This is a genomic window from Pseudomonas sp. (genome assembly GCF_049300855.1).
Classification (GTDB): Bacteria; Pseudomonadota; Gammaproteobacteria; order Pseudomonadales; family Pseudomonadaceae; genus Aquipseudomonas.
The window spans coordinates 350,325-362,044 of the sequence record NZ_JBAQKH010000026.1 but is presented as its reverse complement, the minus strand read 5'-3'; the positions used below and the strand labels follow the sequence as shown (position 1 = coordinate 362,044).

Below are 11,720 nucleotides of genomic sequence, written 5' to 3'. Positions count from 1 at the left end.
TTCTCCTAATCACTTGAAATCTCCACAACCCCCTGTGGGAGCGAGCTTGCTCGCGAAGGCGATTATTCAGTCAACGATGATGTTGAATGAAACATCGCTTTCGCGAGCAAGCTCGCTCCCACAGGATTTCAGGGCGACTCGCTCCTTAGAAATTGTAGTTAGCCGACAGGTAAGTCTGTGCGCTGCTGTTCAGATCCAGCGAGCCTTGCTTGCTGCCACCGCTCTCTTTCATTTCGGTGCTGGCGTTGCTCATCAGGTAACGGTAACCGAGTTCGACCGAGGTGTTTTGCGAAACTTGCTGCAACACACCGACCTGGCCGCCGACGGCATAACCGATGTCACTGTCGCGGCTGTAGCCTGGCGAATCCTGGGTCAGCTTGGTCAAACCGGCTGTGGCACCGCCGAACAATTTGGTGCTGCCGCCCACCGGGTAGAACAGATCGTAGCTGCCCAGCAGGTTTTCCTGACGCAGTTTAATGCCATTGTGCGAACCGGACACGTTGTCATAGGTGGCGTAGTAGCGACCCTGGCTGTTTTGCTGACCGAGGCGTACGCCATAGGTGTTGTTGCCGTCGATGGCGCCGGTGGCGTTCGGGTGGTCGAGGTTGTTGTTCAGTGCGTGGGACTTGTCGATCTTGTCGCTGGTCTGGCCGAATGTCAGGCCGGCAAAGTTGCTGGTGTCGTCGGCGTTGGCCGCGACGCTGGAGCCTAACAGGGTAAATGCCAGCAGCAGTTTGTTAAAACGAGTCATGGGTATTTCCTCTTTCACAGTTGCTGTTTGGGTATGGCGCAAGGTTACTGACCCTCCCCTGTACCGGCCCTGAACCGTCTCTGAACCTGACCTGAATCAAATCGACTAGGCTGTTTTGACCACTTTCGATAAGGAGACCCGACCATGCGCCTGTTCCTCGCCCTTACTTTGCTGGCTGTCAGCAGCCTCACTCAGGCTGCGATCAAGACAGAGGAAATCCCCTATAAAAGCGCCGATGGCACCCAGTTGATCGGTTACTACGCCTATGACGACGCGATTAAAGGCAAACGCCCGGGCATCGTCGTGGTGCATGAGTGGTGGGGCCTGAACGAGTACGCCAAGCGCCGCGCGCGCGATCTCGCCGGGCTCGGCTACAGCGCGCTGGCGATTGATATGTATGGCGAAGGCAAGAACACCGAGCACCCGAAAGATGCGATGGCCTTCATGCAGGCCGCGACCCAGGACGCCGCTGCGTCGAGCAAACGGTTCGAGGCCGGCCTGAATGTGCTCAAGCAGCAACCACAAACTGACACGAACAAACTGGCCGCCATCGGCTACTGCTTTGGTGGCGGTGTGGTGCTCAACGCGGCGCGGCAGGGTGAACCGCTGGCAGGCGTGGTGAGTTTCCACGGTGCGCTGGCAACCAAAACCCCGGCGACGCCCGGCAGCGTGAAGGCGAAGATTCTGGTCGAGCATGGCGCGCTGGACAGCATGGTCACCCCGGACAACGTCACCGCGTTCAAGTCTGAAATGGACAAGGCCGGGGCTGACTATAAATTTGTCAGCCTTGATGGCGCCAAGCATGGTTTCACCAATCCGGATGCCGATCGCCTGAGCCATGGCGAGCACGGTGGCCCGGACATCGGGTACAACAAGGCAGCGGATGAAAAATCCTGGGCGGACATGAAAGCGTTCTTGCAGAAAATCTTTAGCTGACCGCCAGCACCTGATCGTTCCCACGCTCCGCGTGGGATCGATCATCTCGACCTTGCCACGACTAACCGGCAAAATGCCCGCCATGAATCTCACCCCCGCCCTTCCCGCCTGCTGCACCCCGCTCGATGCTCACTGGCCGTTGCCGACGGTGCTGCCCGACACCGTGCTGCTCAGCACCCATTTCGACCCGGCCCAACTGCTCGGCGATGATTTCCAGCGCAGCGCCGTCACGGCACCGCCGAGCATTCAACGTTCGGTGGCCAAGCGTCAGGCAGAATTTCTCGCCGGGCGGATTTGCGCCCGGGCGGCGTTGCAGCAACTGGAAGGCAGCGGCATGGTGCCGGCGATTGGCGAGGACCGCGCACCGGTGTGGCCGGCGCACATTTGCGGCTCGATCACCCACAGTACGGGCCGAGCAGCGGCGATAGTCGCCAACAAGCAACACTGGCGCGGTTTGGGCATGGACCTGGAAAACCTGCTCAACCCCGAACGCGCCGAACGCCTGGCCGGGGAAATTCTCACGCCGGCAGAAATGCAGCGCATGACGGCCGCGTCGCGGGATCATCTGGCGTTGTGGGTGACGCTGACGTTTTCGGTGAAGGAAAGCCTGTTCAAGGCGCTGTATCCGATCGTGCAGCAGCGCTTTTATTTCGAGCACGCTGAAGTGCTGGAGTGGACCGAGGCGGGTCAGGTGCGCTTGCGCTTGTTGACGGACTTGTCGGCCGAATGGCGCAACGGCACTGAACTTGATGCGCAGTTCGGGGTGCAGGATGGGCAGTTGTTGAGTCTGGTGAGCATCAAGGCCTGAGGATTTTCAGCGCCTGCAAGGGTCTCTTCGCGAGCAAGCTCGCTCCCACAGGAAATCGCATTTCAAATGTGGGAGCGAGCTTGCTCGCGAAGGCGGCATCGCGGCCACCACAAGAATTACCGACGCTCCTGATTCCTCGGCCAACTCAGGCTGAAACAAGCCCCACCCAGACTCTTGCTCTTGCCAATGATCGCCCGGCCGTCATGCCAATGGATGATCCGCCGCACAATCGACAAGCCCAGACCATGCCCGCCCGACGCTCGCGTGCGGCTGTCGTCCAGACGCAGAAACGGCGTGAAAATCCGCTCCCACGCCACTTCCGGCACGCCCGGCCCGTCATCCTCGACATCGACGCGGCAACGCAACTGCCCGACCTGATAACTCACTGTCACCTTCGAACGCGCATGGCGCATGGCGTTGCTCACGAGGTTCTGCATCGCCCGATGCAAATAGCGCGGCTCGGCCTCGACCCACGCGGCGTCATTATCGGCCGCCGACAAACACAAGCCGCGCTGCACGGTAACCCCGGCGCGCAGCGGCGCGAGTTCCTCGATGACTTGATTGACCAGCGCGTCCAGATCGATGCGCTGGAACGTCAACGCCGGCGAGCCCTGTTCCAGCCGTGCGTAAGTGAGCATTTCATCGACCAGTTTATCGAGGTCCTCAATGTCGTGGTCCATGCCTTCGCGATACTTCTCCAGCGCCTGCGGGGTGGTCGCCGAGCCGATCATTTCCAGACCGAAACGCAACCGCGCCACCGGCGTGCGCAACTCATGGGACACCGCCCGCACCAGCTCGCGCTGAATCGCCAGCAACTGCTGCAAGTGCTCGGCCATGCCGTTGAACGCCGCCGCCAGACGCCCGACCGAGTCGGCACCGCGTGCCGGCACACGGGTTTCCAGGCTGCCCTTGGCGATGCGTGTGGCGGCCGCTTCAAGACCACGCAAGCGCCGCTCGAGCTGACGCACCAGCAAATATACGATCAGGCCGATCAAGCTCAGCCCGAGGGCGGCGATCAACACCAGCCACTCCGGCGGATACGGGTTCATCTGATACAGCGGGCCGATTTCCAGCACCCACGGCGTACCAACCATGCCGGCGAACACACGGATCGAATCACCGCCCTTGCCCAACGCCATCACCGTGTCGCCTTCGGACACGCGCCGGCTCTGGTCTTCGTCCATGTCGGCGTCGTCGGCCGTGACCAGCCGCAAATCGAATCCGAAGCCCTTCTCTTGCTTTATCTGCGCGAGGCGCTTGGGCTGCTCGCCGACCGGCACCCGCACCAACTCATCGGCCAACAGGTAAATAGTCGCGCGGGCCAGTTGCTCGCTGATCTGCTGCACCTCCCCCACCAGCACAAGCTGTTCCTTGTCGCTGACCAGTCGATACACCTTGGCCGCATGCGGCCCGGTCTGTTCGACCAGGGCTTGGCCGCGCTGCACGCGGGTGCGTTGCGCGAGGTCGAGATCAGTTTCGGCAAATGTCTTCAGCGCCAGCGGAATACCCAGCAGACGCTCCCACACCAGCAGCGCCCGGTGGCGTTCGGTTTCGTTCATCGGTTGCAGGTTGCCGGCCATCAGCGAAAAAGTGCCGTGGGCGAGGCGTTCGCGGTACTGCTCGCTGCGCACCTGATTGAGCAGGTTCAATGCCAGCACGCCGAGCACCGCCACCAGAATCAGCGCTGCGCACATGCCGCCATAGATGCGCAGGAAGATCGAGTTCACAGCGGCAGGTCTACGCAGGCTTCCGGGACGAACAGGTAGCCCTTGCTGCGAATGGTCTTGATCAGGCGCGGATGGTCGGGATCGTCACCGATTTTCGGGCGGATGCGCGAGATACGCACATCGATCGAGCGGTCCTGGCCGTCATAGCCGATGCCGCGCAGGGCGGTGAAGATTTCTTCGCGGGACAAAATGCGCCCGGCGTTGGACACCAATAACCAGAGCAGGTCGAACTCGGCGCTGGTCAGTTCGATACCGTTGCCGCTCAGCCAGGCTTCGCGCAAGGCGTTGTCGACCAGCAGCGGGCCGAATTGCAGGCGACGGGATTTTTCCACGGCCGGCTCTGGTGTGTCACTGCGTCGCAGCAGCGCCTGGATCCGCGCCAACAACAGGCGCGGACGCACCGGTTTGCAGACGTAATCGTCGGCGCCCAGGTCCAGCCCCTGAATCTGGTCGGCGTCGTCGGTACGCGCGGTGAGCATCAGAATCGGCCCGTCATAACGATCGCGGACCTTGCGACAAATGCTCAGACCATCTTCGCCCGGCAACATCAGGTCGAGGATCACCAGATCCGGCTGCTCGCTGATGATCCGCGCCGCCGCCAGCGCGCCGTTGCCTTCGATGTCGACGCGCAGTCCATTGGCGAGCAGGTAGTCGCGCGTGAGTTCGGCCAATCGCTGGTCATCCTCGACGATCAATACCTCAAAGGCTTGTTGCTCCACCGGTGACCTCTGCTTGCTGTTTTTATTAATAGAAGAAAGGCAATTGTCCAGGCACTCAAACCCCTGTCGCTTTGAATCCTCCCGTCTTTTTGTCATGTTCCGGGAGGATAAAGATGCCTGTGCATGGCCCGATTGTATAAACGGCGTACCGGCAGAACACAAGTCGGTAAATGCGTTCGGACAAGGCGGTTTTTTGTGATAGGGTTCGCGCCCTTAAAAATCCGCTGAAGCGTTTTTCCCGATGCAAAAACAGTGACAGACGGTCTAGCTCAGCAGGTTCGCGGCCTACACGTGGATTCGGGATTTCTTACACAATTTACGCACAGGCTTATCCACAGGTAGTACGTTGCAATCCCCCCCTGAAACGCATTATCTTGTAGCCCGAGCGAAAAAAAACCCTACATGTAGGGTTTTACGCTAAAAAACCAAACACAAACCCGGCAGTAATTTCAAGGCTTTTTATTGCCATTGTCGGGTTGAACCAAACGTATTTTCAGAAGCCCAAACCGCGCCTGCGGATGGCTACCGATTTTCAGCCGATCACGGCGTTTACGGTACGGGTGTTGCAGTGACGAAACTGCTCCCGGAATGGAATGCGGATTCACGCGTATCGCGTGGACCGAAGACTTCGGCATGGAAGCGGCGCTCACAAGGCCCTCTTCCTGAACTGTCCCGAAGTCGTTATGCCCGGCGCGTGCCGGTTGTAGTGCTTCAGGACGGAACGGTGGGCACCGTGATGGTGCCCAAACAAACATAGAGAACGTGGAGACACCCATGCAAACCGACACAACTCGCGAGAACCCGCAGGGCACCTTGCCGCAGGCCGCTGATTCGAATTCGGATCTGGCAGCCACCGCGCCTGGTCAACTGCGCGTGATCAAGCGTAATGGCACTGTCGTTCCTTACACCGATGACAAGATCACCGTCGCTATCACCAAAGCGTTCCTCGCAGTTGAGGGCGGCACCGCTGCCGCCTCGTCGCGAATCCACGACACTGTTGCCCGCCTGACCGAACAAGTCACCGCGACCTTCAAGCGTCGCATGCCTTCGGGCGGCACCATCCACATCGAAGAAATCCAGGACCAGGTTGAACTGGCCCTGATGCGTGCCGGCGAGCAAAAAGTGGCGCGCGACTACGTGATCTACCGTGACGGTCGTTCGAAAGAACGCGCTGCCCACGCCCCGACCGAAGAAGCGGTCAACGCTCACCCGTCGATCCGCATCACCCGCGCTGACGGCAGCCTGGCGCCTCTGGACATGGGCCGCCTGAACACCATCGTCACCGAAGCGTGCGAAGGTCTGGAAGAAGTCGACGGCGACCTGATCCAGCGCGAAACCCTGAAAAACCTGTACGACGGCGTGGCCCTGACCGACGTCAACACCGCACTGGTGATGACCGCCCGTACCCTGGTTGAGCGCGAGCCGAACTACTCGTTCGTGACCGCCCGCCTGCTGATGGACACCCTGCGTGCCGAAGGCCTGGGCTTCCTCGGTGTGGCCGAAAGCGCTACTCACCACGAAATGGTCGACCTGTACGCCAAAGCACTGCCGGCTTACATCGCCAAAGGTATCGAGTTCGAACTGCTGAACCCTGTGCTGGCCTCCTTCGACCTGGAAAAACTGGGCAAGGCGATCAACCACGAGCGCGATCAGCAATTCACCTACCTGGGCCTGCAAACCCTGTACGACCGTTACTTCATCCACAAGGACGGTATCCGCTTCGAACTGCCGCAGATCTTCTTCATGCGTGTGGCCATGGGCCTGGCGATCGAAGAGAAGCAGAAAGAAGACCGTGCGATCGAGTTCTACAACCTGCTGTCGTCCTTCGACTACATGTCGTCGACTCCGACGCTGTTCAACGCCGGTACTCTGCGTCCACAACTGTCGAGCTGCTACCTGACCACCGTGCCGGATGACCTGTCGGGCATCTACCACGCGATCCACGACAACGCCATGTTGTCGAAATTCGCTGGCGGCCTGGGCAACGACTGGACGCCGGTGCGTGCACTGGGTTCGTACATCAAGGGCACCAACGGCAAGTCGCAAGGCGTGGTTCCGTTCCTGAAAGTGGTGAACGACACCGCCGTTGCCGTTAACCAGGGTGGCAAGCGCAAAGGCGCTGTGTGTGCCTACCTGGAAACCTGGCACATGGACATCGAAGAGTTCATCGAACTGCGCAAGAACACCGGTGATGATCGTCGTCGTACCCACGACATGAACACCGCCAACTGGATCCCTGACCTGTTCATGAAGCGTGTCTTCGATGACGGCAAGTGGACCCTGTTCTCGCCATCCGAAGTGCCGGACCTGCACGACCTGACCGGTAAAGCCTTCGAAGAGCGCTACGAGTACTACGAAGCCCTGACCGAATACCCAGGCAAGGTCAAACTGTTCAAGACCATCCAGGCCAAAGACCTGTGGCGCAAAATGCTGTCCATGCTGTTTGAAACCGGCCACCCATGGCTGACCTTCAAAGACCCGTGCAACCTGCGTAGCCCGCAGCAGCACGTCGGCGTGGTTCACAGCTCGAACCTGTGCACCGAGATCACCTTGAACACCAACAAGGACGAAATCGCCGTTTGCAACCTGGGCTCGATCAACCTGCCGAACCACATCGTCAACGGCAAGCTGGACACCGCCAAGCTGGAACGTACCGTGAACACCGCAGTACGCATGCTCGATAACGTGATCGACATCAACTACTACTCGGTGCCACAAGCGAAGAACTCCAACTTCAAGCACCGTCCGGTCGGTCTGGGCATCATGGGCTTCCAGGACGCTTTGTACCTGCAGCACATCCCTTACGGTTCCGACGCTGCCGTCGAGTTCGCCGACAAGTCGATGGAAGCGGTCAGCTACTACGCGATCCAGGCGTCCTGCGACCTGGCAGACGAGCGCGGTGCGTACGAGACGTTCCAGGGTTCGCTGTGGTCCAAAGGCATCCTGCCGCTGGATTCGCAACAGATCCTGATCGAGCAACGTGGCCAGAAGTACATCGATGTCGACCTGAACGAAACCCTGGACTGGGCACCGGTTCGCGCCCGTGTACAGAAAGGCATTCGTAACTCCAACATCATGGCCATCGCACCGACCGCGACCATCGCCAACATCACTGGCGTCTCGCAGTCGATCGAACCGACCTACCAGAACCTGTATGTGAAATCGAACCTGTCGGGCGAATTCACCGTGATCAACCCGTACCTGGTTCGCGACCTCAAGGCTCGCGGTCTGTGGGACTCGGTCATGATCAACGACCTGAAGTACTACGACGGTTCGGTTCAGCAGATCGAGCGCATCCCGCAAGAACTCAAAGAGCTTTACGCAACCGCGTTCGAAGTGGACACCAAGTGGATCGTTGACGCCGCCAGCCGTCGTCAGAAGTGGATCGACCAGGCCCAGTCGCTGAACCTGTACATCGCCGGCGCATCGGGCAAGAAACTCGACGTGACCTACCGCATGGCCTGGTACCGTGGTCTGAAAACCACTTACTACCTCCGTGCCCTGGCCGCGACCAGCACCGAGAAGTCGACCATCAACACCGGCAAGCTGAACGCTGTTTCCAGCGGCGGCAACCACGGCGACGATTCGGTTCTGGCTGCTCCTGCCGGTCCAGCGCCAGTGCCAAAGGCTTGCGCAATTGACGAGCCGGATTGCGAAGCTTGCCAATAAGCTGAGCTGAGTCAGGCGCCACAAGACGCTTGAATCAAAAACCCCCGACAGACCTCAGGTTTGCCGGGGGTTTTCTTTTGCGTGGAAAAAAACAAAAGCCGACCGCACGCTCTTCCACCACTCAACGGGGTGAGCGATAGCTCGTTAGCAGCTCTCGATGTTTTTTTTTGGGGGGGGGGTGGGATTGGGGGGGGCATATCCGTTGCTGCGGGTGATATTTCTGGCGGTTTCGCTTTTACAGCGAGTCACCTTTTCCAAACGCCGAAAAGGCAACCCATAAGGCTTGGCCCCGGCGTACGGCACTTCGCAGAGGCTCAGTGTTCCTTCGCTACGGTGGGGCTGAAGATCAAAAGCCAGATCAAAAGCCAAATCAAGAGCCCCTCACCCTAACCCTCTCCCGGAGGGAGAGGGGACTGACCGAGGTGTTTGAGAGAGCTACGCCGACATGAAATACCGAGTCGAACTCAAATTCTGAAAAGCTCACAAATCGGCTCCCTCTCCTCGGGGAGAGGGCTGGGGTGAGGGGCAAACCCAACACAAAACCAAAGCCGACCGCACGCTTCTTACCACTCAATACAATGAGCGTTAGCTCAAGTACCGCTCTTGACCCTCACCACTCAGCACAATGAGCGTTAGCTCGAGTACCGCTCTTGATCTAGAAGGCCCGTCGGCAGGCTGAGTGGAGGGAATGATCCGGGGGTGGGAGCGCAGCGACCGTTTGGCGCAGCCAAATGCATCGAGAGGAGGTGCAGCGAAGCAAACCGGAGGCGATGCGCCCGGATCAATCCCGCAGCGAAGGAACCCGAGCCTAAGCGAGGGCCGAACGTCAGGGTAAAGCCTTTTGGGTCACCTTTTCGGCGTTTGGAAAAGGTGACCCGCCGTAAGGGCGGAACCCTGATCAGCAACACCCGCAGCAACGGATATGCCCCCAAAACCCAAAACCCACCCACAAAAAAGCCCCTCAAAACGAGGGGCCCCTTTGCACAGCCAAACCCAGAATCAAGTCATCTGAATAATGGTCTGCATAATCGTGCTCTGAGTGGAAATGGTCTTGGCGTTCGCCTGATAGTTGCTCTGGCCTTTGATCAGGTCCACCAGCTCGTTGGTCAGGTTAACGTTCGACTCTTCCAGCGAGTTGGAAGCGATCGAACCCAAGGTACCGGTTTCCGGTGCATCGTAGCCCGGGATACCCGAAGCAAACGTCTCTTTCCAGCTGGTGCCACCGATAGCCTGCAGGCCTTGTTCGTTGGTGAAGCTGGCGAGCGCAACCTGGCCGATGGCCTTGCTCTGGTTGTTGCTGAAGTTGGCAAACAAAGTACCGGTGCCGTCGATGGTCAGGTTGGTGATCTGGCCAGTGGCGTAACCGTCCTGAGTCGGAATCGAACGCGCGGTGTCAGCGTTGTACTGAGTGGTCTTGGCCATCGAAATGGTAATGCCGGCCGGGTTTGCCGCAGCACCATTAGGTGTAAAGGTGCCGTTGACCACTTTGCCCGGTACCCAACCGGTCAGTTTCAAGTCGCTACTGATGATCGGGTTCGGCGCCGGAGCTGGTAACGTGCTAGGCGTGCTGACTTGCAGCAGATTGCCGGAACTGTCAAACGTAAGCGTCGAAGCAACCGGATCGACCTTGGTTGGATCGCTACCGGCTGCATCCGGGTTACGGCCATCGACCAGGGTGTAAACCTTCCAGGTATTCTCGCCAGTTTTCACCACGTACTGATCCATAACATGCGAGTTGCCCTGCGTGTCATAGATCGGAGTGCTGAAGTTCTTGGTGTAGGTCTCAAGCTTGCTCGGATCAAACTTGCCGGCCGCCACTGTGTCGTCGATCACCGGCGCGGTCGAGTTCAAGTTGATGCTCGACGTCACCAGGGAACTCGATTTCGGCGCCAGGTTCGAGGTATCAATCTTCAGGTCAGTCAACACACCGTTGATGATCTTGCCGTTGGCGTCCACACCGTAACCCTGCAGGCGCGAGGTGTAGTCGGTGTTGGTGATGTAACCGGCGTTGTCGACCTTGAACGTACCGGCACGGGTGTAGGACACCGAGCCGTTGTTGCTCATGGTGAAGAAGCCCGAACCGTTGATGCCCATGTCCAGCACGTTACCGGTGTTGTTGATGTCACCCTGGGTGAACTGCTGGGAAACGTTGGCCAGGCGCACGCCGTTGCCGATCACTTTGCTGCCGCTACCCAGGCGAGTGGCCGAGTAGACGTCTTCGAATTCTGCACGGGACGATTTGAAACCGGCGGTCGCGACGTTGGCGATGTTGTTGCCAGTCACGTCCAGTTGTTTGTTGGCTGCATAGAGACCGCTAAGGCCGATATTGAAAGACATATTCCACTCCTTTGTGCCGGTTAGTCGGCTCTATATACCAATGGTTTGTACTTTGGACAGGGCAACGGTGCCCTTGCCGGACAGGTTGAGCATCAGCTCGCCGCCGGTCTGGCTGATCGTCACGCTGGTGACGGTAGCCGGCAGGTAGGTCGCCATGTCGGTCGAGGTGCCATTGATCGATGCGTTGGCCTTGACGGTATAAGTACCGGTCTTGACCACGTTGCCGTCCTTGTCCTTGCCGTCCCAGGTGAAGCTCGCGCTGCCTGCGGCGCGACTGCCCAGATCGATGGTGCGAACCACCGTGCCGCTGCTGTCGGTGATGCTGACGGTGCCGCCTGCAATCGACGACGGCACGGTGACCGAACCGGTCATGCCTTTGCTCGGATCGTCGAGCTGAACCGAGTTGGTCTGCACGATCACGTTCCGACCGACCAGCGACGAAGCTTGCAGCGCTTGCGAAGAGTTGTAGTTGCCAGCAAGGCCACTCACGGTGGAGTTCAGCGTAGTGATGCCTTCCAGGCTACTGAACTGCGCCAACTGGGCAACGAAGGCGCTGTTGTCCTGCGGATCGAGCGGGTTCTGGTTTTTCAGCTGGGTGACCAGCAATTGCAGAAACGCGTCCTTGCCCAAGGCCTGGCCGCCGGTGGCACTGTTGGTCGCCGAGGCGATGCCGCCGGTCGTCGAACTGCTGGCCTTCTTCGACGAGTTGGCCAGGATGTCGTTCATGCTCAGGGAGCTGGTGGTATCGGAAACACTCATGGCAGTCGCCCCTT

The 11,720-nt window shown here is 59.2% G+C and carries 8 protein-coding genes; 3 read left to right on the top strand and 5 right to left on the bottom strand.

The genetic code is table 11. The features are described from left to right. Positions 1 to 145: 145 nt before the first annotated feature. Positions 146 to 751, bottom strand: a complete 606-nt coding sequence (locus WA225_RS11225) for a hypothetical protein (RefSeq protein ID WP_422607962.1) — start codon at positions 749 to 751, stop codon at positions 146 to 148. 144 nt (positions 752 to 895) lie between these two features. On the opposite strand from WA225_RS11225, the gene WA225_RS11220 reads away from it, so the two are divergent. Beyond that, positions 896 to 1,687, top strand: a complete 792-nt coding sequence (locus WA225_RS11220; RefSeq protein WP_422607961.1) for a dienelactone hydrolase family protein — start codon at positions 896 to 898, stop codon at positions 1,685 to 1,687. Positions 1,688 to 1,769: 82 nt separating this feature from the next. Beyond that, a complete protein-coding gene (locus tag WA225_RS11215; protein ID WP_422607960.1) occupies positions 1,770 to 2,495 on the top strand; it encodes a 4'-phosphopantetheinyl transferase family protein in 726 nt (241 codons plus the stop codon). A 116-nt stretch (positions 2,496 to 2,611) separates the two neighbouring features. Here the strand turns inward: WA225_RS11215 and WA225_RS11210 are convergent, their stop codons facing one another. Further along, the gene (locus WA225_RS11210; RefSeq protein ID WP_422607959.1) at positions 2,612 to 4,222 is read right to left on the bottom strand and encodes an ATP-binding protein; all 1,611 of its coding nucleotides are present in this window, start codon (positions 4,220 to 4,222) and stop codon (positions 2,612 to 2,614) included. Beyond that, positions 4,219 to 4,941, bottom strand: coding sequence for a response regulator (locus WA225_RS11205; RefSeq protein ID WP_422607958.1), 723 nt, complete (start codon positions 4,939 to 4,941; stop codon positions 4,219 to 4,221). The genes WA225_RS11210 and WA225_RS11205 overlap by 4 nt, the downstream gene beginning before the upstream one ends. A gap of 774 nt (positions 4,942 to 5,715) precedes the next feature. Between WA225_RS11205 and WA225_RS11200 the strand changes: the two genes are divergently transcribed. Beyond that, complete coding sequence (locus WA225_RS11200; RefSeq protein ID WP_422607957.1) at positions 5,716 to 8,610, top strand: ribonucleoside-diphosphate reductase subunit alpha; 2,895 nt, start codon at positions 5,716 to 5,718, stop codon at positions 8,608 to 8,610. A 999-nt stretch (positions 8,611 to 9,609) separates the two neighbouring features. Here the strand turns inward: WA225_RS11200 and flgE are convergent. Both flgE and flgD read right to left on the bottom strand, forming a co-directional pair. Continuing rightward, positions 9,610 to 10,947: a flagellar hook protein FlgE gene (flgE, locus tag WA225_RS11195; protein ID WP_422607956.1), complete on the bottom strand. Its 1,338-nt coding sequence runs from the start codon at positions 10,945 to 10,947 to the stop codon at positions 9,610 to 9,612. 30 nt (positions 10,948 to 10,977) lie between these two features. Continuing rightward, positions 10,978 to 11,706 (bottom strand): flagellar hook assembly protein FlgD, encoded by a 729-nt coding sequence (flgD, locus tag WA225_RS11190; RefSeq protein WP_016983977.1) that lies wholly within the window; start codon positions 11,704 to 11,706, stop codon positions 10,978 to 10,980. Between the last annotated feature and the right edge of the window lie 14 nt (positions 11,707 to 11,720).